The 25,276-nt window shown below is 73.3% G+C and carries 17 protein-coding genes; 8 read left to right on the forward strand and 9 right to left on the reverse strand.

The window, feature by feature from the left end; translation table 11 throughout:
• Window positions 1-229: 229 nt before the first annotated feature.
• Genes cobA through cobC form a run of 3 tightly spaced genes read right to left on the reverse strand, consistent with a single transcriptional unit; the run spans window position 230 to window position 3,509 of the window.
• The gene (gene cobA / locus ACQPY0_RS51025; protein ID WP_432978519.1) at window positions 230-1,450 is read right to left on the reverse strand and encodes a uroporphyrinogen-III C-methyltransferase; all 1,221 of its coding nucleotides are present in this window, start codon (window positions 1,448-1,450) and stop codon (window positions 230-232) included.
• Window positions 1,447-2,490: a nicotinate-nucleotide--dimethylbenzimidazole phosphoribosyltransferase gene (cobT, locus tag ACQPY0_RS51030; protein ID WP_432978522.1), complete on the reverse strand. Its 1,044-nt coding sequence runs from the start codon at window positions 2,488-2,490 to the stop codon at window positions 1,447-1,449. The genes cobA and cobT overlap by 4 nt, the downstream gene beginning before the upstream one ends.
• 2 nt (window positions 2,491-2,492) lie before the next feature.
• On the reverse strand, window positions 2,493-3,509 hold the full coding sequence (cobC, locus tag ACQPY0_RS51035) for an Rv2231c family pyridoxal phosphate-dependent protein CobC (protein WP_432978525.1): 1,017 nt from the start codon (window positions 3,507-3,509) through the stop codon (window positions 2,493-2,495).
• 47 nt (window positions 3,510-3,556) lie between these two features.
• Between cobC and ACQPY0_RS51040 the strand changes: the two genes are divergently transcribed.
• A complete protein-coding gene (locus ACQPY0_RS51040) occupies window positions 3,557-5,761 on the forward strand; it encodes a transglycosylase domain-containing protein (protein ID WP_432978528.1) in 2,205 nt (734 codons plus the stop codon).
• 48 nt (window positions 5,762-5,809) lie between these two features.
• Here the strand turns inward: ACQPY0_RS51040 and ACQPY0_RS51045 are convergent, their stop codons facing one another.
• Complete coding sequence (locus ACQPY0_RS51045) at window positions 5,810-6,340, reverse strand: GNAT family N-acetyltransferase (protein ID WP_432978531.1); 531 nt, start codon at window positions 6,338-6,340, stop codon at window positions 5,810-5,812.
• A gap of 44 nt (window positions 6,341-6,384) precedes the next feature.
• Window positions 6,385-10,230, reverse strand: coding sequence for a cobyrinate a,c-diamide synthase (locus tag ACQPY0_RS51050; protein ID WP_432978534.1), 3,846 nt, complete (start codon window positions 10,228-10,230; stop codon window positions 6,385-6,387).
• Window positions 10,231-10,320: 90 nt separating this feature from the next.
• On the opposite strand from ACQPY0_RS51050, the gene ACQPY0_RS51055 reads away from it, so the two are divergent.
• Window positions 10,321-11,139, forward strand: coding sequence for an SURF1 family cytochrome oxidase biogenesis protein (locus ACQPY0_RS51055; protein WP_432978536.1), 819 nt, complete (start codon window positions 10,321-10,323; stop codon window positions 11,137-11,139).
• Window positions 11,140-11,167: 28 nt separating this feature from the next.
• On the opposite strand, the gene ACQPY0_RS51060 is transcribed toward ACQPY0_RS51055, so the two are convergent.
• Window positions 11,168-12,712, reverse strand: a complete 1,545-nt coding sequence (locus ACQPY0_RS51060) for an ATP-dependent DNA ligase (RefSeq protein ID WP_432978539.1) — start codon at window positions 12,710-12,712, stop codon at window positions 11,168-11,170.
• A 50-nt stretch (window positions 12,713-12,762) separates the two neighbouring features.
• A complete protein-coding gene (locus ACQPY0_RS51065; protein ID WP_432978542.1) occupies window positions 12,763-13,008 on the reverse strand; it encodes a hypothetical protein in 246 nt (81 codons plus the stop codon).
• A gap of 156 nt (window positions 13,009-13,164) precedes the next feature.
• Between ACQPY0_RS51065 and ACQPY0_RS51070 the strand changes: the two genes are divergently transcribed.
• On the forward strand, window positions 13,165-14,667 hold the full coding sequence (locus ACQPY0_RS51070) for a diguanylate cyclase (RefSeq protein WP_432978545.1): 1,503 nt from the start codon (window positions 13,165-13,167) through the stop codon (window positions 14,665-14,667).
• Between the two features lie 7 nt (window positions 14,668-14,674).
• On the opposite strand, the gene ACQPY0_RS51075 is transcribed toward ACQPY0_RS51070, so the two are convergent.
• Window positions 14,675-16,198, reverse strand: coding sequence for a putative bifunctional diguanylate cyclase/phosphodiesterase (locus ACQPY0_RS51075; protein ID WP_432978548.1), 1,524 nt, complete (start codon window positions 16,196-16,198; stop codon window positions 14,675-14,677).
• Between the two features lie 2,523 nt (window positions 16,199-18,721).
• Entirely contained in the window at window positions 18,722-18,940 is a 219-nt protein-coding gene (locus ACQPY0_RS51080) for a DUF7455 domain-containing protein (RefSeq protein ID WP_432978551.1), read from the reverse strand.
• Between the two features lie 421 nt (window positions 18,941-19,361).
• Here ACQPY0_RS51080 and ACQPY0_RS51085 point away from each other — a divergent pair, with 421 nt between their 5' ends.
• The 5 genes from ACQPY0_RS51085 (at window position 19,362) to ACQPY0_RS51105 (ending at window position 25,270) form a co-directional block, all read left to right on the forward strand.
• The gene (locus ACQPY0_RS51085; protein ID WP_432978554.1) at window positions 19,362-20,996 is read left to right on the forward strand and encodes a CBM96 family carbohydrate-binding protein; all 1,635 of its coding nucleotides are present in this window, start codon (window positions 19,362-19,364) and stop codon (window positions 20,994-20,996) included.
• Window positions 20,997-21,254: 258 nt separating this feature from the next.
• Window positions 21,255-22,871 (forward strand): S8 family serine peptidase, encoded by a 1,617-nt coding sequence (locus ACQPY0_RS51090; protein WP_432978557.1) that lies wholly within the window; start codon window positions 21,255-21,257, stop codon window positions 22,869-22,871.
• Window positions 22,872-23,010: 139 nt separating this feature from the next.
• A complete protein-coding gene (locus ACQPY0_RS51095) occupies window positions 23,011-23,658 on the forward strand; it encodes an SRPBCC family protein (RefSeq protein ID WP_432978560.1) in 648 nt (215 codons plus the stop codon).
• 119 nt (window positions 23,659-23,777) lie between these two features.
• On the forward strand, window positions 23,778-24,152 hold the full coding sequence (locus tag ACQPY0_RS51100) for a response regulator transcription factor (RefSeq protein WP_432978563.1): 375 nt from the start codon (window positions 23,778-23,780) through the stop codon (window positions 24,150-24,152).
• Window positions 24,149-25,270, forward strand: coding sequence for a HEAT repeat domain-containing protein (locus ACQPY0_RS51105; RefSeq protein WP_432978566.1), 1,122 nt, complete (start codon window positions 24,149-24,151; stop codon window positions 25,268-25,270). The genes ACQPY0_RS51100 and ACQPY0_RS51105 overlap by 4 nt, the downstream gene beginning before the upstream one ends.
• The last annotated feature ends 6 nt before the right edge of the window (window positions 25,271-25,276 follow it).

Here is a 25,276-nt window from a genome sequence, read left to right on the forward strand (position 1 = left end):
GCCCCGCCGCCTTGGGGGCCACCCCGTTCCGCAACGATCCGGTGACTCCACGAATCGATCAAGGCGAGGATTTTTCTGCGGATGTTAAGGTAGGTGGATCAAGGCGGCGCGGCACCGCCCGAAGTCCGCGGCCATCCGGAGCGGGCGGCCGAGACGTCCGGTGCGGTGCCATCGTCCGGCGGTCATTCGGTCAGGTCGTCCTCTGGCAGGGCGGTCCGTCGTCCGGCGGTCATTCGGGCAGGGCGTCCTCCGGCAGGACGTCCACGACCGGGCCGATCACGATGACCGCCGGCGGGCGCAGGCCGGCCGACTTCGCGGCGTCGGCGATCGTGGACAGCGTCGCGCGCACCGCGCGCTGGTCCCGGGTCGTCCCCTCCTGGACCACCGCGACCGGCGTGTCCGGCGCCCGCCCGTGCTCCTGCAGCACGGCCGCGATCGAGGCCAGATTCTTCAGCCCCATCAGCACGCACACGGTCCCCCGCAGCCGGGCCAGCGCCGCCCAGTTCACCAGCGATTCCGCGTGCCCGGGGGCCAGGTGCCCGGAGACGACCGTGAACTCGTGCGCCACCCCGCGGTGGGTCACCGGGATGCCGGCCGCCGACGGGACCGCGATCGCGCTGGTCACGCCGGGCACCACGGTGACCGGCACGCCCGCCTCGGCGCACGCGAGCAGCTCCTCGCCGCCGCGACCGAAGACGTACGGGTCGCCGCCCTTGAGTCGTACCACGAACTTGCCGGCCTTGGCCCGCTCGACCAGGACGCGGTTGATCTCCTCCTGCGCGGCCGACGGGCCGTAGGGGATCTTGGAGGCGTCGACCAGCTCGACCTCGGGGCGCAGCTCGTCCAGGAGCAGGCCGGCCGCGAGCCGGTCGATCACGACCACGTCCGCGGCGGCCAGCAGGCGCCGGCCCCGTACGGTCAGCAGTTCCGGGTCGCCGGGGCCGGAGCCGACCAGCGCGACGGTGCCGGCCCGCTCGTGGTGGCCGGGGCCGGCGTCGAGGGCGCCGGTGGCCAGCCGCTCGCCGATCGCGTCGCGCACCGCCACGGCGCGCAGCGGGTCGCCGCCGGCGAGGACGGCGACGGTCACCGGGCCGTGCCTGGTCACCGCGGGCGTCCAGGCGGTCGCGGCGTGGCGGTCGTCGGCGCGCACGGTGAAGATCCGCCGGGCGGCGGTCGCCTCGCTGATCGCGCGGGCCGCCTCCGGATCGCTCACGGCCACGTGGACCAGCCAGACGTCGTCGAGGTCGCCGATCTCGAAGCGGCGCTCCCGCCAGGCGAGCCGGCCGGCGTCGGCGTGGGCCCGCAGCGCCGGAGTGATGTGCGGGGACACGAGCACGACGTCGGCGCCCGCATCGAGCAGCGCGGGCACGCGCCTGGTGGCGACGGTCCCGCCGCCGACCACCAGGACGCGCACCCCGTCGAGCTGAAGACCGAGGGGGTAGAGATTCACTTGTGGGCTACTCCAGCAGAGTCGAAAGTGGCAACCTCGTGCAAGACGCGGACGGCACTGGCCACGATCGGCAGCGCCAGGACGGCGCCGGTGCCCTCGCCCAGGCGCAGGCCCAGGTCGACGAGCGGTTCCAGCTCAAGATAGCCCAAGGCCACGGTGGCGCCCGGCTCGGCCGAGCGGTGCCCGGCCACCATGGCGCCGACGGCGTGCGGGGCGAGCGCATGGGCGGCCAGGGCGGCCGAGGCGGCGATCACGCCGTCGAGCACGACCGGCACGCGCAGCGCGGCCGCCTTGAGGATGTACCCGGCCAGCGCCGCGTGCTCCAGCCCGCCGACCGCGGCAAGGATGTCGATCGGGTCCTCGGCGTGCAGCCCGACGACGGCGGAGGTGACCACGGCCACCTTGCGGGCGTGCGTCTCGCTGTCGATGCCGGTGCCCAGGCCGGTCACGGCGGCCGGGTCGGCGTGCGTGAACGCCGCGATGAGCGCCGCCGACGGGGTGGTGTTGGCGATGCCCATATCTCCGGTGAGCAGCGCCCGGGCGCCGCCCGCGACGAGGTCCTCGGCGACCTGCATCCCGACCTCGATCGCGCGGATCGCCTCCTCGCGGGTCATCGCCGGCTCGACGCTCAGGTCGCGGGTCCCGGCCCGGACCTTGCGCTCCAGCAGCCCCTCGGCCGGGTCCAGGGTAGCCTTCACCCCGACGTCGACCACGGTGACGGACACGCCGGCCTGCCGCGCGAAGGCGTTGACCACCGCGCCGCCGGCCACGAAGTTCGCCACCATCTGCGCGGTGACCTCCTGCGGCCACGGCGTCACGCCCTGCTCGTGCACCCCGTGGTCCCCGGCGAAGATCGCGAGCACGGCCGGCTCCGGGATCGGGGGCGGGCACGCGCCCGCGAGCCCGGCCAGGCGCAGCGACAGCGCCTCCAGCGCCCCGAGCGACCCCATCGGCTTGGTCAGGCGGGCCTGCAGGGCCCGGGCGGCCGCGATGGCCTCGTCGTCGAGCGGCCGGATCGCGGCAATTGTCTCGTTCAGCATGTTCACCCTCCCAGTACGTTCGACAACACCGCGACGAAGGCGTCACTCGTGGCAGTGTCCCGCACGGCAATACGTAACCAGTCCGGGCCCAGTCCTGGGAAGGTTTCGCCGCGTCGCACCGCGAACCCGCGCTCGCGCAGCGCGACGCGCACCCGCTCCCCGTCCGGGACCCGGATCAGCACGAACGAGCTCGCGGGCCGCCCGGCGACCGGGACGCCGGCCCGTGCCAGCGCCTCGACGAGGTGCGTGCGGTCCGCCATCAGCCGCGTGGCGATCTCACGCTCCATGTCCACGGCCCGCGGGGAGGCGCACGCGAGCGCGGCCGCGAGCGCCGGGGTCGACACGCTCCACAGTGGAGCGTGCTCGCGGAGCCGGTCGACGAGCGGGGCCGGGCCGAGCACGTACCCGATCCGCAGCCCGGCCAGCCCCCATGTCTTGGTGAGGCTGCGGATCACCAGCAGCCCCGGCAACTCCCGGTTCGACGCGAGCGACTCGGGCTCGCCGGGCACGGTGTCCGCGAACGCCTCGTCGACCACGGTGACCCGCCCCGGCCTCGCGAGCTTCGCGATCTCGGCGGCGGGATGCAGTACCGATGTCGGGTTTGTCGGATTTCCCAGAACCACGAGATCCGCCGTGTCCGGAATTTCCGGATTTATTAGCCGAAAGTCGTCCGACTCGCGCAGCACGACCCGCTCGACCGCGTGCCCCGAGGTCAGCAACGCCGCCTCCGGCTCGGTGAACTGCGGATGCACGACCACGGCCCGCCGCGGCCGCAACGCCGGCCCCAGCAGCGTGAACGCCTGCGCCGCCCCGGCCGTCAGCAGCACCTCGCCGGCCGGCCGCCCGTGCCGCGCCGCGATCGCCGCCGTGGCCTCGGCCGGATCCGGATACCGCCCGAGGTGTGCCAGCGAGGCCGCGACCGGCCCGGTCAGCCAGGACGGCGGCGCCTCCTGCCGCACGTTGACCGCGAGGTCGACGAGGCCGGGCGCGATCTCAGCATCGCCATGGAACCGCAGCATCACGCGATCGTCGCGTACGGCGAGGCGAATTGCCCTAGCTTAAGAATGTGATCACGCGCACGATGCGGGTAGCCGGCGGCTTCCTCGCCCTCCTGCGGACCGGACTCATCGTCGGGCTGGCCGTGGCCGCGCTGATCTACCCGCTGGCGGCCGTCAGCGGCATGGGGGCGAAAAAGGGCGCGGACGCGCTGGCGATGCCGCCGGACGCGCTGCGGCAGGCCATGCCGGCCCAGACCACGCATGTGTACGCCGCCGACGGTACGACCCTCCTGGCCCAGTTCTACGAGGAGTACCGCACATATACCAAGCTCGACACGATGTCGCCCAGCATCCAGCACGCGATCGTCGCCGCCGAGGACGCCCGCTTCTGGGAGCACCACGGCGTCGACTTCAAGGGCGTCGCCCGCGCGTTCGTGGCCAACCAGAAGGCCGGGGCCGTATCGCAGGGCGCGTCGACCATCACCATGCAGTACGTGCGCAACGTCCTGCGCGACACCGCCCGCACGCCCGCCGAGGTCAACGCGGCCACGGAGCAGACCGGGGCGCGCAAGCTGCGGGAGATGAAGCTCGCGATCCAGCTCGAGAAGCAGATGAGCAAGAACGAGATCCTGGAGCGGTACCTCAACGTCGCCTACTTCGGCCACCGCGCCTACGGCATCCTGGCCGCGGCCGAGGTGTACTTCTCCAAGAAGCCCGCCGACCTGACGGTGCCGGAGGCGGCCCTGCTCGCGGGCCTCGTGCAGGCCCCGTCGTCCTACGACCCGGCCGGGTCGGACGCGAGGGCCGCGACGACCCGCCGCGACTACGTCATCGACCGCATGGTCGACCTGAAGTACCTCACACCGGCCGACGCCGCCGCCGCGCACGCCACCCCGATCGCGCTGAAGCTCAGCGACCCGCCGAACGACTGCCTGGCGACCCGGCCCGGCTGGGGCTTCTTCTGCGCGATGTTCCGCTCGTGGTGGGCCGACCAGCCGGCCTTCGGCGCCAACTCGACCGAGCGCCTGGAGGCCCTGCGCCGCGGCGGGTACAAGATCGTGACCTCACTCGATCCCCGCGTGCAGGACATCGCCGAGCAGCAGATCCTCAAGCGCGAGAAGACCCGCAGCCCCTACGCCCTCGGCCAGGTCGCGATCGAGCCCGGCACCGGGCTGATCCGGGCGATGGCCGTCAACCGGGTGTACTCCCTGGACCGCGCCAGCAACGGCCCGCACTCCGACCCGCGCCAGCGCAAACGCCTGCGCGGCAACTACCCGAACACGGTCAACCCGCTCCTGGGCGGCGGCGGCGACATGGCCGGCTACCAGGCCGGCTCCACGTTCAAGATGTTCACGATGCTCGCCGCGCTGGAGCAGGGCCTGCCGCTGTCCACCGCGATCTACAGCCCGAAGACGGTCCAGACGAAGTACAAGACCGGCCGCAACAGCCCCGCCCACTGCGGCAACGACTTCTGGTGCCCCTCCAACGCCTCGAACTCGATGACCGGCCGCCAGACGATGTGGTCGGGCTTCGGAAAATCCGTCAACACGTACTTCGTGCAGCTCGAACAGCGCGTCGGCGCCGACTCCGCCGTGCGCATGGCCGAGCGCCTCGGCCTGCGCTGGCGCACCGGCGTCGACCAGCTGCAGGCCTCCCCCGCCAAGGCCCGGGGCTGGGGCGCCTTCACCCTGGGCGTGGCCGACACGACCCCGCTGGAGATGGCCGGCGCCTTCGCCACGGTGGTGGCCGACGGCATCCACTGCGATCCGATCCCGGTCACCTCGATCACCGACGTCGACGGCAAGCCGGTCGTCGACGACAAGGGCGTCGAGGTCGCCAAGCCCCGCTGCGCCCAGGTCCTCTCCCCCGACGTCGCCCGCGCCGCGGTGGACGCGGCCCGCTGCGTGACCGGCTACAAGGCCGCGACCGGCGACTGCGGCGGCTGGTCGACCGCTCCCCGGGTCTTCCCGACCGTACGCCGCCCAGTCGCCGGCAAGTCCGGAACCACCGACGACGACCGCTCCGCCTGGTTCGTAGGGATGACCCCGGACCTGACGATCGCCGCCTTCACCGCGGATCCGGACAACCCCCTGCACCGAGTCGGCGCGGCCAACGCCGGAAAGCCCCGCGAAACGGTGGCCGAAACCCTGCGCGACGCCCTGGCCGGCACCCCGGTCCGCGGCTTCACCGCCCCAAGCTCACAGATCGTCGGCAAGAAGCAACCGGCCGCCAGGTCAAAACCCCGCACAGCCACCGGCACCTCACGCGGCTGAGCCCGCTGAAGCCCGCGGCGCCCCGGTCAAGGTTCCGGGGTCACCGCTTCAGCGGATGTCGGACGGCAGCAGTGACCAGCTTTCGAGGTCCACTCGCCCGCTGGCCAGCGATCCGGCGTTGCGCAGCAGCCCCTCGTAGGTGAAGCCGGCCTTCTCCGCGACGCGCCGCGATCCGAGGTTGCCGGGCGCGACCCGCAGCTCGATCCGCTGGAACCGATGCTCCAGCAGCAACGAGAGCGCCAGGACGTCCACGGCCTCGGGCGCCACCCCGTATCCCCGCGCGTCGGCGGCCACGGCGATCGCGACCTCGGTGGAGCGCGTCAGCCAGTCGGTGTTCTTGGTCCACAGACACCCGACGAGCCGCTCGTCCTCCCGCCGCACGATCCCGTAGTGATCGCCGGCCCCGCTGTCGCGCCGCTCAACGGCCAACTCGGTGCACCACGCGTGCCCGTCGAACTCCTCGATCTCGTCCTGCGCCACGGGCAGCCACCGCCGCACGAGCCGATCGGCGAAGATCTCCCCGACCCGCTTGTCGTCGTCGGCGCACAGGGGCCGCACCGTGAGCCGAGGCGTCTCCACGAGCAGGGACGGAAATCGCCGCAACGCCACCGACCACGTGGACACTAGGCCGGCCCGTCCGACCGGCGCCCCGCGGCCCGCCCGCCGCCCGAGTCCTCGGAGCCGGCGCCGTCCTGGCCATCGACGCCGTCACCCGATTCGGTGACGCCGGCGGACGGCACTGAGCTCGGGCGAGGCGAGGCATACGCGGCGGTGTGGCCCGCCGGCCCGAACCCGGGCGCAGGCGGAGCGGACACCGCGGTCGACGCGGACGGATCGGACGTCGATCCCGAAACCGGCAAAGAAGGCACAGAACCGGACACTACTACCGAACCGGGAGGCGCCGACACCGGCCCCGACACGAGCGCGGCGGGAATCGACGCGCTTCCGGCAGAACCCTGCCCGGCCGGCGGACCCGAAACAGGCGGCGCCGACACCGGCGCCTGCTCCGCCGGCCCGCTCCCGGCCGGCGACGACGCCGCGTACGCCCCGACGGCCTCGTCCACCCCCGGCCCCACCAGCTCCGACTCGGCGACCGGCATCGCGGTCACCCCACCGGGAGCGGCGGACACCGGTGCCGTCGCCTGCGCCATGGCGTCCGAGAACACCGGCACCGGCGAGACCGGCATGGCGGCCGAGGTCGCCGAGGCACCGGGCTCGACGAAGGAGGGGACGGAAGGGGCGGAGACCGGCTGGGACGACGAGGACTGAACCGGCACGGGAGACGAGGACTGAACCGGCACGGGAGGAGGGCTCTCTACGGTCGACGGCACAACCTCAGACGATGGCAGCCCGGCGCCGCCCGCGGGCCCGTTCCCGCCGGAAGGCACCCCAACGCTCGCCTCATCCGTCGCGCCAGGCACACCCGCCGCCCCAGCGCTCGCCCCATCGGCCGCGCCGAGCACCGTCGTGGCGTCGTCGTCCCCCGCGGACCAGGGCCCGTCGCTCACTACCCCGAAGGCCGGCAGCCCCGCCCGCTCGCCGGCCCCGAGCGCCAAGTCGTCGGCCGGGGCCGCCGGCACGGCCGAGGGCTCGGGCTCGCCACCCACACCCGTCGCAGCTTCGAAGGCCGCCGGCGCGGCCGAGGGCCCGGGCTCGCCACCCGCACCCGTCGCAGGCTCGAAGGCCGCCCCCGGCCCCGGAAACACCGGGCTGGAGAACTCCGCATCCGCCGCGGCCGAATCGGAATCGGCCGGTCCCGAGGACGGCGTGGAAGACACCGGCGACGGCACGGGCGCCGGGCCGAACGACGCCAGGGACGGATCGGAGAAGACCGGTGCCGAAACCGAAGACGCTGGTGAGGGGGAGACCGAGGAGGCCGGGAACGGGGCGACGGCGTGGAGCGACGGCGAGGTCCAGGGCGTGGGCATGGCCGGCCCGAGCGCCGGCCCGAATGGCGACGACGCGCCCGGCGACGTGGGCGCACTGGCCGGCACCGAGGAAGCCGGCGCGGACGAACTCACCGCCCCGGACGGCACCGACACCGACGCGCTCGCCCCTGCCGACGGCGCGGAGACGGACCCGCTCGCCCCCGCGGACGGCACGGAGACGGACGCGCTCGCCCCCGCTGAAGGGACCGAAACGGACGCGCTCGCCCCCGCGGACGCGGTGGACACGGACGCGCCGGACCCTGCGGACGGGGTGGACGCGGCCACGCCGACCCCCATGGAAGGGGTGGACGCGGCCACGTCGGCCCCTGCGGACGCGGTGGACACAGACGGGCCGGCCCCCACGGACGGGATGGACACGGATGCGCCGGCCCCAGCGGAAGGGGCGAACACCGAGGTGCCGGCCCCCGCGGCAGGCCCGGGCGCGCCCGCGGCTGAGAACGGCGCCGGGGCATCCGTCTCGGACGGCGCGAACGGACTCGTCTCGGAGGGCGCGGAACCGCCGGGCCCGGCCGGTGGCGCCGACGGGCTCATCAGCGACGAGCCACGCACCGGATAGGAACCCGTCACCGTCGGGGCCGGGGCCGCGGGCGGCGACGAGACCGACTCGGCGCCCAACGAGCCCGCGGCGATCGAGCCGGGGCCCGACGGGCTGGCCAGGATCGAGCCCGGAATGGCGGTCATGGGCACCCGCGGCGCCGGTGTCTCGGGCGTCGTGTAGTCGGCCACATAGCTGAGTTCGCCCAACGGCGAGACCACGGACGGGGCAAAAGGCCCCGCGGCCGCGGCGGAGGTCACCGGCGACGCGGCAAGGGCCGAGGCCGCGGGCTGGCCCGAGACCGAGGCGGCCGGGACCGAGGTGGCCGGCACCGCAGTGGCCGGAGCGGCGGGGACCGCAGTGGCCGGGGCCGCGACGGCGGGGACCGCAGTGGGCGGGGCCGGAGCCGGAACCAGCACGGCGGGGACCGGGGCGGGCGGGGTCACCGGGGCGGCGGCGGGCAGGGCCGCTGGGGACGAGCCGGGGGCCGGGGCGGTGGTCACCGGGGCCGTCGGGAAGGTCATGAGGGGGACGGAGGGGCGACCATACGGGCTGGTGGAGGGCGTGCTCCACTGCCCCGGCGCGGGCGGGGCCGTCGCGGCGGCCGCGGCGACGAAGCGGGTCGCGATCGACGGGGTGCCGGCCCAGTGCAGGCCCAGGTAGGAGGCGTGGACGCCGCGCTGGACGAAGCCCTCGGCCGGGCCGCCGGCCCAGGTCCAGGCGGCCTGCAGGCCGGCGCGCGGGGTGATGCTCGTGCGGTGCATCTTGTGGCCGATGACCTGGGCGCCGACCGGGAGGATGACCGAGGAGGAGCGGGCGGTGGCCTCGCGGTAGCCCAGGACGACCAGGTCGGTCTCGCGGGCCGAGGCGTCGACCACGCCGCACATCGGGCGGCCGTTGAAGTCGCGGCAGAGCCAGACCAGGCCGGTGCCCTCGGCGGCGATCGGCTTGCCGGCGGCGGCGTGGGCGGCCACGGCGGAGCGGAGGCGGCCGTTGAAGGTGAGCTCCTCCGCGTAGGACTCCGGCAGGGCGGCAGCGATGACCAGGCCGTCGACGCCGGACGGGAGGGTCTCGTCGCGCAGCGGGTCGAACGGGACGACCTCGGCGCCGGCGGCGGTGAGCAGCTCGGCGGTCTCCGGGTAGGCGAACGCGACGCCGATGACGGGGCGGCGACCGAGGCGGGTGGCGGCGACCGAGGCGAGGGCGGCGTCGCCGGAGGCGGCTGCGGCCACCTCGGCCTCGGCGTTCCACGGGTCGGAGGTCAGCCGGGGCGCGGAGCGGGCCAGGGCCATGGTGCGGTCGATGTCGACGGCGCCGGCGATGACCTCGCCGAGGCGGCGCACGGCGCGCACGGCGTCGAGGTTGTGGTGCACGACCGGGGCGACGCCGTGGTGGCGGGAGGGCAGCGGGGCTCCGGAGTCGCCGGCGTCGGTGAGGGCGTGGCGGCGCAGGGCGCCGAGGACGGGCACGCCGATGTCGTCGAGGGCCTCGCGCAGCAGCTGCTCGTGGCGGGTGGAGGCGACGCGGTTGAGGATGACGCCACCGAGCCACAGCAGCTCGTCATAGGCCCGGAAGCCGTGCACCAGCGCCGCGACCGACTGCCCCATGGCCCCGACGTCGACCACGAGGATCACGGGGGCGCGCAGCAGGCCGGAGATCTGCGCGGTCGACTCGCTGTCGGTGCGCCCGGCGAGGCCGTCGAAGAGGCCCATCGTGCCCTCGACGACGGCGATGTCCAGGGACGCGGCGCCGTGGGCGAACAGCGGCCCCATGCGCTTGGCGCCGACCATGCGCGGGTCGAGGTTGCGGCCCGGTCGGCCGGCGGCCAGCCCCAGATAGGCGGCGTCGACGTGGTCCGGCCCGATCTTGAAACCGGCGGCGCGGTAGCCGCGCGCCGACAGCGCCGCGAGCAGCCCGACGGACACGGCTGTCTTGCCGTGACCGGACGACGGTGCGCTGATCACCAGCCGCGGGATCGTGCTCATGTGCTCCTCCGGCGCTGAGGCATACGTGTGTCCCGGACGATACCGAATGGGCGCCACCGCGACGGTCCGGAAGGGGACGGGCTACCGTGCATGGTTGTGTACCGGTTTCTCGCGACGCCCCGCTGGCTCGGCTACGCCGCGCTCACGGTGGCTGCGGCGACCGTCATGGTGCTGCTCGGCCTGTGGCAGCTTGACCGCTATCACCAGCGGGCGGAGATCAACGCCCGGATCGACGCGGGCACGTCGGCCACGCCGGTGGCCCTGACCGAGGTGATCGGGCGCCCGCCCGGGGCGGCGGGGACGGTGGGACCGCAGCCGGCCGAGCACACGGAGTGGACTCGCGTGACGGCGACCGGCCGCTATGACCCGGCGCACGAGATTCTGGTGCGCGGCCGGACGGTCGAGGGCGCCGTCGGCTTCGAGGTGCTCACCCCGCTCGTGCTCAACGACGGCACCGCCGTGCTGGTCGACCGGGGCTGGGTGCGCCCCGCGGCCGGCGGCGCACTCATCGCGCCCGACGTGCCGGCGGCGCCGACCGGCACCGTCACGGTCTCCGGCCGGCTGCGCCCGCCGGAGAGCCGGGGCGGCCGGCCGCAGGAGGTCGCCGGCCACGCGGAGATCCGCCGGATCACCCCCTCGGTGATCGCCCCCGCGCTGCCCTATCCCCTCTTCGACGCCTACGTCAGCTCCGACGAGCCGGCCCCGGGCTTCGCCGTCGTCCCCGCCGACAAGCAGAACGCCCTGCAGAACGCGGGCTACGTCCTGCAGTGGTGGCTCCTCGCCGCCATGACCGTCTACGGCTTCGGCTACCTGGCCCGTCGCGAGGCCCGCGGCCCGCGCCCGGCGAACCTCCTGGATGAGGAGGCCGACGAAGAAGAGGCCGCTCACAGCGCACCTCGACCGGCATAGGCCGGCAGCCCGCGCGCCGCCGGGCTCCTCACGACGCGCCTCGATCAGCCGGACCCAGGTGGATCGCCCGGACCGCGTCGATCGTGTCGGCCTCCTCGGGCCGCTTGTCCTCGCGGTATCGCAGCACGCGGGCGAAGCGCAGCGCCACCCCGCCCGGATATCGCGGCGAGGTCTGCACCCCGTCGAAGGCCACCTCGACCACCAGCTCCGGCCGGACCTTCACCACCCACTCCGACTCCTCCACGGCGAGCGAACGCAGCCGCTCGGTCTGCCACTGCAGCATCTCGTCGGTCATGCCCTTGAACGTCTTGCCGAGCATCACGAACCCGCCGGTCCGCGGGTCGCGGGCGCCCAGGTGGAGGTTGGACAGCCAGCCCCGGCGCCGCCCGTGGCCCCATTCGACGGCCAGCACGACCAGGTCGAGCGTGTGCCGTGGCTTGACCTTGACCCAGGCCGCTCCGCGCCGGCCCACGTCATACGCCGCCGCGGCGGACTTGATCACCAGGCCCTCGTGCCCGGCGGAGACCGCGCGGGCGAACGCCTCCTCGGCCTCCTCGGGCGTTTCCAGCATCGTGCGCCCGACCCGCAGCGGCTCGGGGACGACCTTCTCCAGAGCCGCCCACCGCTGTCCGGCCGGCCGGTCGAGCAGGTCCGCGCCGTCGAGGTGGAGGATGTCGAAGAAGAACGGCTGCAGGATCGACGCCCCGTCGCGCCGCGCGGCGCGGCTGGAGGTCTCCTGGAAGGGGATGGCCCGGCCGCTGTCCGGGTCGACGCCGACCGCCTCGCCGTCGAGCACGACCGACGACACCTCCAGTGCGGCGACCGCGGCGACCACACCCGGCAGGCGGGCGGTGATGTCGTCGAGGCTGCGGCTATACACCCGGATGGCCTCCCCGTCCCGGTGCACCTGGATTCGCACCCCGTCGATCTTGATGTCGGCCGCGGCGGGCACTCCGGTCGCGGCGAGCGCCTCGGCGGCGGTGGGGGCACTGGAGGCGAGCATCGGGGCGAGCGGCCGGCCGACGGTGAGCTTGTAGGCCTCCAGGGCCCCGGCCCCGACGAGCAGCGCGTCGACCGCGACGGCCTTGAGGTCGCCGGCGAGCAGCAGCGCCCGGCGGATCGTGGCGGCGGGCAGCCCGGCGGCGCGGGCGACGGCGTCGGCGAGCAGCCCGGCCTGGGCACCCTGGCGCAGCTCGCCGCTGAGCAGCCCGACGAGCATCCGGCGCTCGGCGTCGGTGGCCGCGCCGAACAGGGTCGCGACCTCGGCACGGCGGGCGGCCTGGGAGCCCTTGCCGGACAGGCCGGCCATGCGCTCGAAGGCGAGGTCGACGTCGGCGACGCTCAGCGAGGCCGCGACGGCCGGCGGGGGCAGGTCACGCAGGGCCGCGTAGCCGACCCCGGTCTGGCGCTGGCGCAGCTCGCCGGCGAGGTAGCCGGCCCCGGCGGCCACGGTGCGCTCGTCGCCGGAGCCGGCCAGGCCGCGCAGCGCCTCCGCCAGCAGGTCGATCTTGGCGTTGCGGCCGGGCGTGGCCGCCACCGCCCTCGACACCCCGGCCAGCTCCTCGAATCGCATACCGAGATTCTGAACCAGGGGTACGACAAAAACCGGTCGCGGCAAGATCGTCAGATCAGCGCGCGGGCGTACGCCCGGCGGATCGCGTCGAGCACCCAGGACATCCGGCTGACGGCGGTGTCCGGGTGCTCGCCGAACTCGTGGGCGACCAGCGCCGCGCACCCGCGAGGCCCGTGGCGCCGCACGCTGATCATGACGGCCCGGCGGATGCGCTCCGGATCGAGCGAATCCGAGGACTGCACGTCCGACACGAAGAGCGCCTCGGCACGGACGTGTTCGAGCAGCTGTGGCGTCATCGCTTGCTCCCTTCGCCTCGGCCCAGTCCACGCTCCCGGCAGAGCACGACCGTGCCGGTCGGGTTGCAGACAGGGTGGAAGCGAAACGGTCCGGCAGAGCTGTGGATCATCCGACTGGACGACGGATTCCGTGCGCCGATGACGGAAGATAGTGATATGAATACCGTCCGTGATCAGCGACCCTTCTGGGCGACCTTCGTCGCGCTCGGGACACTGGCCGGCACGGGCTTCATCGCGCTGCGCCTGACCGGTGCGCTCCCGGCCCTGGCCGCGATCCTCTACACCGGCCTGTCCGCGGTCACCGCGGCCGCCATCCTTGCCGCCGCCTGGCGCTACCGACCCCCGGGCCGCGCCGGCTGGCTGCTGCTCGGCGCCGGCCAGGTGATCCGCACGCTCGGCGAATCCCTGCAGCTCGGCCAGCGCCTGACCGGCGGCGATCCCCGCCTGCCGAGCGTCGCAGACGCCTTCTACCTGGCGCAGTACCCCTTCGTCATCGCCGCCCTCGCCACCTTCATCCGCCGCCGCACCCCCGGCCGCCACGCCCCGGCCCTGCTCGACGCGGGCATCCTGGCCGTCGCCGCGGGCCTGGTCAGCTGGGTGTACCTCATCGGCCCCCACACCGTCGACGAGGGCCTGACCACGCTCGGGCGCCTGGTGAGCGTCGCCTACCCCGCCGGCGACCTCCTCCTGCTGGCCATCGGCCTGCGCCTGCTGCGCGGTGGCGCACGCTCCCCCAGCTACCTGATGCTGCTGGGCGCCCTGTTCGCGGCCCTGACCGCCGACGCCGCGGGAGCCCTGCTCGGCGGGTGGGGGAGCTTCCTGTGGCCACTGACGTACGCGCTGCTCGGCGGCGCCGCGCTGCACCCATCCATGCGCCGCATCGACGAGCCGGCGCCGGCACACGGGATGCCGACCACCTCGGCGCGCCTGGTCGCGCTGGCGGCCGCGTCACTGCTGGCCCCAGTTGTACTGCTCGTGCAGTACCACCGCGGCCAGACGCACGACGTCCCCGTCATCGCGATCGTGTGCGCCGTGCTGTTCCTGCTGGTCCTGGGCCGCATGGCGCTGCTGGTCGCCGAGCAGCGCCGCATCGCGGTCATCGACGCGCTGACCGGCCTGGACACCCGCCGCGCCTTCGAGGAGCGCCTGCGCGCGCGGCGGCCCGGGCGGCCCTTCGCCGTGATCCTGCTCGACATCGACCACTTCAAGCGCATCAACGACTCCTGCGGCCACCCGGCCGGCGACCTGGTGCTGCGCGAGGTCGCGCGCCGGCTGCGCGAGACGGCCGGCCCGGGCGTCACCGTGGCGCGTTACGGCGGCGAGGAGTTCGCGCTGCTCGTACCGGACGCGGACGCCACGGCGACGGCCGCGCTGGCGGACCGGCTGCGCTCGGCGATCGGCTCGGCCGTCGTCGACCTGGGCGCGGGGGTCGTCCGCGCGGTCACGGTCTCCGCCGGCACCGCGGTCCTGCCGGCCGACACCACCGCCCCCGACGAGCTGGTACTGCTGGCCGACCGGGCCCTCTACGCCGCCAAGCGCGCCGGCCGCGACCTGGTCGTGGCGGCCGGCACGCCCGCCGCGACCAGGCGGCCGGCGGGCGCCGAGCAGTGGCCGACCCCGCTGCCGCGCCCGCGCCGCAGCGAGCTCGAGGCGGCGTGAGACCCCGCTACCGTACCCGGGCCGCACCGAGTTCCAGGCCGCCCGCGAGCAGGGCGTCGAGCGCCTCGGGGGGCACCGGACGGGAGTACAGGAACCCCTGCGCGTGCTCGCAGCCGAGCGCCCGCAGGGTCGCGGCCTGCTCCTCGGTCTCCACGCCCTCGGCGACGGTCTGCAGGCCGAGGCCGCCGGCCAGCTGCAGGATCGCGCGCATGAGCGTGGTGTCGACCGCGGTCGCCAGGAACGTACGGTCAATCTTGAGCACGTCGACCGGCAGGTGCACGAGGTAGGCCAGCGACGAGTACCCGGTGCCGAAGTCGTCGATCGCCACCCGTACACCGTCGGCGCGCAACTGCTCCAGGCGCGCGGTCGAGTCCGCGTCGGCGACGAGGGTGCTCTCGGTGACCTCCAGCACGAGCGCCGACGGGGGCAGCCCGCTACCGGCCAGCGCGCCCCGCACCCGCTCCACGAAGTCCGGCTCGCGCAGCTGGTGCGCGGCCACGTTGACGGTCAGGCCGACGCCGTCGCGCTCGTGCCACTCCCGGGCTCGCTCGCACGCCCGCTCCAGCACCCACCAGCCCAGTGGCACGATCAGCCCGGTCGCCTCGGCCACGGGGATGAACACGCCCGGCGGGATCGCCTCGCCGCCCGGCGGGAACCAGCGCAGCAGCGCCTCGACCGCGGTGATCCGCCCGTCGGCCAGGCGTACGACGGGCTGGTAGTGCACCTCCAGCTCGCCACCGTCCAGCGCCCGGCGCAGCCCCGCGGCCAGCTCGCGCTGCCGGTCGACCGCGGTGCGCAGCCCCGCGTCGAACCGGACGATCCGGTCCTTGCCGCCGCTCTTGGCCGCCTCCAGCGCCAGGTCGGCGTCGCGCAGCACCTCGGCCGAGGTCCGCTGCTTGTCGGCGACGACGACGCCCGCACTGCCGGTGAGGTACACCGTGCGCCCCTCGACCTCGTACGCGGGGCGCAGCCGGGCCAGCGCCCGCTCGGCCGCGTCCGCCGGGGCCGGGCCGCGCCACAGCGCCGCGAACTCGTCGTCGCCGAGCCGTGCGAGCAGGTCGGCGTCCGGCAGCGCGGCCCGCAGCCGCCTGGCCACCTGCACCAGCAGCGCGTCGCCGGCCTGGTGGCCGAGCTCGTCGTTGAGCTCCTTGAACCCGTCGAGGTCAAGCAGCACCACGGTGAGCCCTGGGCGTACGCCGTGCAGGACCGCGGTGAGCAGGGCCCGATTGGCCAGCCCCGTCACCGGGTCGCGGGTCGCCCGCTCCCGCAGGGCCCGCTCCAGCCCGCGCCGATGCGCCGAGGACTGGGCAAGCGACGAGGCGAGCCGCCGGGACCGGCGGCGCACCAGGGCGAGGGCGACCACGGCGGCGACCAGCGCGACACCGCCGGCCAGGACCGACGAGAACTGGCGGACCATCGACGGTACGGCGGCCAGAAACGCCGCCCCCGCGACCCACACGGCCGCGCGCGGCGCCCACTCACGACCCACCAGCCCGGGCCGCCGCGGACGAGGGCTCGGCTTGCGACGCACGCCCCGATGCTATAGGTCAAATGTCCGATATTTCCGACTTAGCGGGCAACACGCGGCACGGGCCCCTTTCGCGCCACGAATTTCCCCGATCGGCGCGACGTACACCGGGCGCACAACCTGTTCGACGTACGGCAAGGTCCGGCGGCGGCGCCGAGCCCGCGGCGGCCCAACCGGACGCCGCGATGTCCGGCCACCCCCTGCGTGGCGCACGCACGACAGCTCAATATCAGGAAAAACGGATAAGAGGCCGCGCGAATAGGTCAAGATCATGGGCCGGGGCGCTTGTCCCACCGGTACAGGGTCCACGCCTGTCGACGCACGTGCCTCGTGCGTCGTCGTCGTTCTTGAGGCGCTGGGAAATGCTGGTCGGTGGTCCGTTGGGATAGGGCTGGACGGATTTCGTGCGTGAGATTTCCCCGGGAACAGTTCTCATGTGCTGGCAGGCGCTGATGCTCGCCGGTATTGCTTCGCGGTGTCGCGTCGGCGGGCCGGCGCGGATTCTCGCGGGCGTGCCCGCGCCGCACCGACGGGCCGGCGGGATGGCACTGATGCGGTGGGTGCGGGTGGGCACTGCAAGGCGGGGCCGGGTTGACCGGCGCCATACGTCGGGTGCCGCACTGCGGTGTGGTCGTCCGGGCCGGTATCGATCGCGGGGCGGTCCGGGCCGCGCGGGCGCTTCGGCCGCTGGCGGTGTTTCCGCCGCTGGCGGTGCTTCCGCCGCTGGCGGTGCTTCCGCCGCTGGCGGTGCTTCCACCGCTGGCGGTGCTTCCGCCGCTGGCGGTGCTTCCGCCGCTGGCGGTGCTTCCACCGCTGGCGGTGCTTCCACCGCTGGCGGTGCTTCCACCGCTGGCGGTGCTTCCACCGCTGGCGGTGCTTCCGCCGCTGGCGGTGTTTCCGCCGCTGGCGGTGTTTCCGCCGCTGGCGGTGTTTCCGCCGCTGGCGGTGTTTCCGCCGCTGGCGGTGTTTCCGCCGCTGGCGTGCCGAGGCCCTGTCCTTGGCCGGCGGTGCCGAGGTCCTGGCTGGGGCCTTGGTCGGCGGCTGCGCCGTGGCCGTGGCCGTGGCCGTGGCCGTGGCCATGCGCGGTGCCGGGGTTGTGGCTGGGCCATGCCGGGGTCGTGCGTCGCGCCGGGGCCGTGGCTGCGGCGGGAGCCGGGGCCGTGGCTGCGGCGGGAGCCGGGGCCGTGGCTGCGGCTGTGGCGGGAGCCGGGGCCGTGGCTGCGGCTGTGGCGGGAGCCGGGGCCGTGGCTGCGGCTGTGGCGGGAGCCGGGGCCGTGGCTGCGGCTGTGGCGGGAGCCGGGGCCGTGGCTGTGGCGGGAGCCGGGGTGGCTGGTTCGTTCACTGCGTCTTCCCGGCCGTCGGCAGCCACGCTTGCCGGCGAGGTGCTCGCACGTATTCGGCGGAGTTTCTCGGCATGTCGTTGAGCGAGACCCCACGCGCGATGCCGAGCATGTTCCCGACGGAACTCCTCATTCGCCGCAGAATAACGACGCGACCTGGTCCGGTCACGCATGGCAGCCAATTCAGACTTGCAAAACAATTGCAACTGCCCCATGCATTCATTCTCCCAGAATCCAGCCCGACCCGCCGCCCCGCACAGCCGGCGAAATGTCAAATGGTGCACGCACACACCGCGTCGAGGCTTGCCACCCAACGCGACGGAAGCTGGGTCATCGGCCACGAACATACCGAATACACGGGCACCCGATCACCGCGCCGGGTCACTGCGGTACTCGCCCCGGTGTCGTGGTGCTTGACGCAGGAAACCTGGACCAAAGGCAGACGACAAAACGGCTCGACAACGCCGACGCCCCCGCCGTGGCAGGCCTCATCGAACGCTGCCCATGTGAGGTCAACAGATTGTCAGCCCGGCCCGGGAGGACATCGCCGTGGACGGATGCACCACCAAAGCTCCCGGCGGCGGTGAGGTCCCCGGCCGGTCCCCGGCCAACCGGGGCAAACATGGGATAAAACGCCCCAACACGGTCGAGGGTACAGGGATCCCTCAGGACCGGGTCCCGGCCGGCGCGAACCGACACGATCCACCACTGCCGCTGGGACCAACCCCCGACACACCAGACGCGTCCGATCCGCCGCCCCAGCAGGTGACGGCGCATCTGGGACACCGGCGACGACCCGGCGGCCACCCACGAGGTTCCGGCCGCCCGAACCCTGAACGGCGAAACCACCCACAAAGGCGACAAAGCGCCCATCCAGGCGAGCCGGAGATGGCACGTCGAGCGGACGAACTCCCTCGCACAACAGCTACCAACGCACAGCACGCGTCATCAACGCGTTCCTTCACCTCGCCGACACCATCACCACGCCACATAGCCCGATCCGGCAGACGTGAACCCTGCACCGATGGGACAAACGCCCCGCCCATGATCTTGACCTGTTTGCGCGGCCTCTAAGTCCGGTCAGTCGCGGCGCGGAGCGCCCGACTTATCGCGACAAACCGCGACAACAGCAGTGTGGCGCCGCGGCGAAGATCGCCGCGGCGCCACAAAGCAAACGACCAGAGACTCAGTTGCGCCACTCGAAGCCGGACTCCACCACGACCTTGTCGGCCGTCGCGGCGATACGGTCCGCGAACTTCTTGGCGTGGTGGCCGCAGAAGGCCAGCTCGCCGGCGTTGCCGAAGGTCACCGTCAGCTTGGCGGCCGCGCCGCAGCTGTCGCAGCGCTCCCCCGCCAGCTCGGGGACGACGTGAACGGCCGGGCGCGAGATCAGCATCGGGGTCATCTCAGTCTCCTCGAGGTCGCGACGGGTGAGAGGTGTCCAGTTTGGAGGTGTTGCGGCTTACTCGGCCAACACTACGTTCGCCGGATTTGCGCGCCTAGTTCGGAAGCGTTGGCTTTCGGTCGCTTGTCGGTTGCCGGTTCCGCCCGTTCGTCTGATGCATCACGCGGGCAGTTCACATACCCGCTCGGCAACGTTTCGACACCAGGCGCCCGGCCGGGGCGCCGATCGCGGGGCTGAGCGTGGCCCCCGCACGCGAAGTCCACTGTGGACACAACGGCCGGCGGGCAGACACCCCAACGGCAACTTCCGGCGAACCAGGGCCGTAACCGGGGCTGCCGAATCTTGTGGAGGTCCGGATGACAACGCCGGAGGCAAAACCCGCTCCACCGGATTTCACCAGCCACGGAAGGGCTTTGAATAGATGATTCGCCGCAATGCCCGCAAGATGATGCCGATCGCCGCGCTCGCCATCGGTGCCGGATTCGGCACCACCGTTCACAGCGGTGCCGCCGCCGCTGCGGAGACGACCGACGTCGTGCGCTCGGGCGCCGCGGAGGACACCTACAGTTCCAGCGCCCGCCCGACGTACAACTTCGGCTCCTCCCCGACGGTCGTCGCCGGCCGCCAGGGCGGCGACACCATGGTCGCCTTCTTCAAGTTCAAGGTCGCCGCCCCCGGCACCGGGGCCACGGTCAAGGGCGCCAAGGTCACGCTGACCCGCGACGCGAAGAACCTGCCGGGCTCGCTGTCGCTGAGCCGCGTCGCGGACACCGCGTGGACCGAGGCGTCACTGTCGGGCAAGAGCGCTCCGAAGCTCGGCGGCGTCGTCGCCACCGCGAAGCCGGCCGCCACCGCGAACGCGGTGACGTTCGACGTGAGCTCCGTGGTCAAGGGCGCCGGGACGTACACCTTCGCCGTGACCTCGACCGTCGCCAACACCCCGGCCCGCTTCCGCTCGGCCGAGGCGAGCACCGGCCAGCCTTCGCTGGACGTCACCGTCTCCCGCCCGGTCGCGACGAAGCCGGTGGAGGGCACGAAGCCGACCACACCGGTCACGACCCAGCCGACGACCCAGCCGACCACACCGGCGCCGACCGAGCCGACGAGCCCGGCCGAGTGCAAGGTGGACGCCAAGCTCGTCCCGTCCTGCGGCGTGCTGTGGGGCGCGGCCGCCGGCGGCTTCTCCGACGTGCCGCGCGATGAGGCCCTGAAGACGTTCGAGGCCAAGAGCGGCCGGACATCGACGATCTACCACACGTACCACAAGGGCGACGAACTCTTCCCGACCAAGGCCGAGATCGCCATGACCAACGACCCGGCGAACCCGCGCACCCTGATGCTGAACTGGAAGGTCGGCTACGGCACCACGTGGGCCAACGTCGCCAAGGGAGCCCAGGACGCGCGCATCGACCGGCTCGCCACCTACCTCAAGGCCAACTTCGCCACCAAGCCGTTCTTCATGGTGCTGCACCACGAGCCGGAGAACGACGTGAACCCGGCCGCCGGCTCGGGCCAGACCGCCAAGGACTACGCGGCCATGTTCCGCCACACCGTGACGCGCCTGAAGGCCGACGGGGTCAACAACGCCGTGTTCGTCGTGGCGTACATGAACTACGAGAAGTGGAACAACACCTCGTGGTGGGGCGACCTGTACCCCGGCGACGACGTCGTGGACTGGGTCGGCGTGGACACGTACAACAACGCGCAGCCGGGCGGCTTCCACTACGGCGACTTCAACTACCTGATGAACCGCACCAACGACCCGAAGTTCCCGGGCTTCTACAACTGGGCCACCACCAAGCACCCGGCCAAGCCGATCATGGTCGCCGAGTGGGGCGTCTACGACTCGTCGGCGACGGTCCAGGGCAAGAACAAGGCCGCCGTGTACGCCACCGTGCTCCCGCAGCTGGCGAAGATGCCCCAGATCAAGGGCCTGGTGTACTTCGAGACCGCCAAGGACCAGAGCGGCCACGACATCCGCATGGACGACACCCCGGAGGCGCTCGCCGGCTTCCAGAAGATCGCCGCCGACCCGCGCTTCAACGTCAAGCTGTAATACCCGGTTCCCCCCGGTGAGCGAAGGCCGTCTGGGCTCTGCCCAGGCGGCCTTCGCCGTGCTCACCCGTTTCGCAACCGGCGGCAACGCGGGGCCGCGAGCGCGAAAAGCATCGCGGCAACCGCCCCGCTACCGGTGGGGTCCCGGGCGCGCCACCGGCGCGCCGCATTGTTATCTCAGCAAGGAAATGCGCCACCGAGATACGGCAAATCAAATGACGCAACGATATGCCGGCTACCGTAAAGGGATGCAGACATAATGACGAAGAACATCGCCCGTCGCGCCATTACCGGAATCGTCTTCGGCACCGCCGCCGCGGCCGCTACCGCGTTCACCTTCGGCTCCGCCGCCTCCGCCGCCCCGGCCGAGGGCACCGTGCAGGGCACGGACGCGGCCGGCGTGATCAAGGACCGCTACATCGTGGTCATGAAGGACGGCAGCACGACGACCTCGGACGCGCTGGCCGGCAAGGTCGGCGGCCGGATCGAGGACCGGTTCGACAGCGCGGTGCGCGGGTTCTCCGGCCGCATGAACGCCGCCGCGGCCCGCCGCCTCGCGGCCGACCCCGCGGTGCAGTACGTCGAGCAGGACCGCATGGTCTCCATCGAGGCCACGCAGACCTCCGCCACCTGGGGCCTGGACCGCATCGACCAGGCGGCGCTGCCGCTGGACAACAGTTACACGTACGGCCCGGCGAGCAACGTCACGGCGTACATCATCGACACCGGCGTCCGCCTGACCCACTCGGAGTTCGCCGGCCGCGCCCGCTCCGGCTACGACTTCGTGGACAACGACAGCGACGCGAGCGACTGCCAGGGCCACGGCACCCACGTCGCCGGCACGGTCGGCGGCAAGACCTACGGTGTGGCCAAGGACGTCAAGCTCGTCGCGGTGCGCGTGCTGGACTGCTCCGGCAACGGCTCGTACTCGCAGATCATCGCCGGCGTCGACTGGGTCACCAAGAACGCGGTGAAGCCGGCCGTGGCGAACATGAGCCTCGGCGGGGCCGCGGGCACTACCCTGGACAACGCGGTGAAGAAGTCGATCGCGTCCGGCGTGACCTACGCGGTCGCCGGCGGCAACGACTCCGCCAACGCCTGCAGCAAGTCGCCGGCCCGCCTGCCCGAGGCGATCACCGTCGGCGCCACCGACGCCAACGACACCCGCGCCAGCTTCTCCAACTTCGGCAACTGCCTCGACCTCTTCGCGCCGGGCGTGAACATCACCTCCAGCTCGAACGCGTCGAACACCGGCACGCAGCGCATGAGCGGCACCTCCATGGCGACCCCCGAGGTCACCGGCGCGGCCGCGCTGTACCTGGCCGGCCACCCGGCGGCCACCCCGCAGCAGGTCCGCGACGCGCTCGTCGCCGGCGCCACCAACGGCGTGGTCAAGAGCGCTGGCAGCGGCTCGCCGAACAAGCTGCTCAACACCACCTCGCTGATCAGCACCACCCCGGCCGAGCCGACCACGCCGACGACCGACCCGACCACGCCCACCACGAACCCGACCACGCCCACCACCCCGGCCACCTGCGCCGCGGTCACCAGCACCACGGCGGTCGCGATCCCGGACCCGGGCACCGCCTCCAGCAAGGTCACCGTGAAGTGCGCCGGCACCGCCTCGAAGACCGCCACCGTCAAGGTTTCCATCAAGCACGCCGACCGTGGCGACCTGCGCATCGACCTGATCGCGCCGGACGGCACCGGCTACAAGCTCAAGAGCTCGGTCTCGGGCGACGACGTGGCCTTCACCACCGTGACGTACACGGTCGACCTGTCCTCCGAGGTCCGCGCCGGCACCTGGACGCTGCAGGCCAAGGACGTCTTCCGCGGTGACAAGGGCACCCTGACCGGCTGGACGCTGACCGTCTGACGTATCGCGGCACCGCGACGAGAAGGCCCCTGCCGGGTTCCGGCGGGGGCCTTCGTTTTATCCCGCAAATCCCCCTCAATCCGAACAAATCCGCCGTACGGTGTGACCAACATCAGCTCCGACGGCAAGGGGGACCACCATGAGTACCGCCAGAGAATCGATCGAGGTGGCCGTACCGGTGGCAGTGGCCTACGAGCAGCTCACCCGCTTCGAGAACTATCCGCAGTTCATGTCCGGCGTCATGAGCATGTCCCCGATCGACGCCTCCACCGCGCACATGGTGCTCGACCTGGGCGGCAACCGGGCCGAGTTCGACGCCCGCATCACCGAGCGCCGCACGGACGAGTTCCTGTGCTGGGAGGCGATGGACGGCCCGCAGGTCAGCGAGGCGCTGCGGCTGGAGCCGATGGCCGGCGACATGACCCGGATCATCGCCGAGCTGCAGATCGACGCGCGCGAGCTGATGCCGGCCGAGGAGCACGCCGTGGAGGTGCTCAACCGCCGGCTCAAGGCCGACCTCAAGGGCTTCAAGCGCTTCTGCGAGGAGTCGGCGACGAAGACGTCGTCCACCGCATCGACCCGCGAGATCAAGCCCTCGCCGGCGAACATGCCCGGCGCCCGGCCCGGCCCCGCGAGCGTCCCCCGCGGCATCGCCTCGGCCTCCGGTACGAGCCACGCGGCCAACGAGCGCCCCGCGCAGCCGATGCCCACCAACGGCAACCTGGGGATGCACCACGCGCCCGAGCGGGCCTCGCGCACCCGGCCGGCGCCCCAGCAGCCCCTCTGACCCGACGCGCGCCAAGGGCGCCGGCCGAACGGCCGGCGCCCTTTCGCCATCTGGCGGATATCACCATCAAATCCCGCATATCCTGAAATTCACACCAGTTGAGAGGAGCGAGCGGACCTATGACCGCGATCCTGGTCGCCGACGACGACATGGACATCAGGGACCTCGTCGCCTTCAAGCTGGAGCAGGCGGGCTACGACGTGGTCGCCGTGGACAACGGCCTCGCCGCGCTCACCGCGGCCACCGAGAACCCGCCGGACCTGGTGGTCCTGGACGTGATGATGCCGGGCATGTCGGGCATCGACGTGTGCCGCCAGCTGCGCCAGGAGCAGGGCACCAAGGCCCTGCCGATCATCCTGCTCACCGCCCGCGCCCAGGAGGGCGACGTCGAGGTCGGCTTCGGCGCCGGCGCGGACGACTACATCGTCAAACCCTTCAGCCCGCGGGAGTTGGTGAGCCGGGTCGAGGCGGTCCTGGCCCGCATGCGCACGTGACCCTGGCCGGCGCCGCCCTGGTGGCGCTGTTCGTCATGCTCTTCGCCGCGCTCGTCTTCGGCGGCCTCATCGTCGGCGGGCGCACCGTGCGCCGCGCCCGCGAGGCCCGGCGGGCCCGGCTGGCCGAACCCGCCCGGCAGCTGCTGCTCGCGATCGCCGCCGGCGACGACGATCCCGCGCCGATCGAGGAACTCGTGCGACTGCCCGACGACGTGTGGCTCGCGGTCGAGCCCAACGCGATCGCCCTGCTGGGCAAGGTCCGCGGCGAGGCGCATGCCGCGCTCGTGGACGTCTTCGAGCGCCGCGGCGCCGCCTGGCGGGCCCGCCGCCGGCTCAAGCGGCGCGACCCGGTGGCCCGGGCGCGGGCCGCGGAGGTGCTGGGCAACCTCGGCCGCAAAGACTCGCTGCTGCCGCTGTGCGAGCTGCTCGGCGACCCCGACGCCGACGTGCGCGTGGTCGCCGCCCGCTCGCTGGGCCGCATCGGCGACGCCGGCGCCACCCAGCCGCTGCTGGCCACGCTGCCCAGCCGCCGCCCGATCCCCGCGCACGTCGTCGCGACCGCGCTGACCCGCCTCGGTACCGCCGCCCAGGGCGCCCTGCTGGCCGCGCTCGACGATCCCCGCTCCCCCGTGCGGGCCACCGCCGCCGAGGTGCTCGGGCTGATCGGCGCGGCCGGCGCGACGGTCCGAGTGGAGAGCGCCCTGCGCGCCGACCCGGCCATGGAGGTCCGGACCGCCGCCGCGCGCACCCTGGGCCGGCTCGGCACGCGCACGGCGCTCGCGCCGCTGATGGACGCCCTGGAGCCGCAGCATCCGGCGGTACTGCGGGCCGAGGCCGCCCGCGCTCTGGGCGAGCTCGGCGCGGTCACCGCCGCCCCGGCCCTGACCGCGCTGCTGGCCGACCCCGAGTACGCCGTCGCCCACAACGCCGCCCGCTCCCTGCTGCGGCTGGGCAACGCCGGCCGGGCCGCGCTGGTCGCCGCCGAGCACCGCGCGCACGTGCGCCCCCGCCACAGCGCCGACCCGCACGAGGAGCCCGACCCCGGCGTCCTGCTCGGCGCCGCCCACGCCCGCGAGGCCCTCGCGGCGGCCGAACTGGACGACAAGCGGAAGCAATAGGTGCTC

Source organism: Dactylosporangium sp. CA-233914 (assembly GCF_050942935.1).
GTDB lineage: Bacteria > Actinomycetota > Actinomycetes > Mycobacteriales > Micromonosporaceae > Dactylosporangium.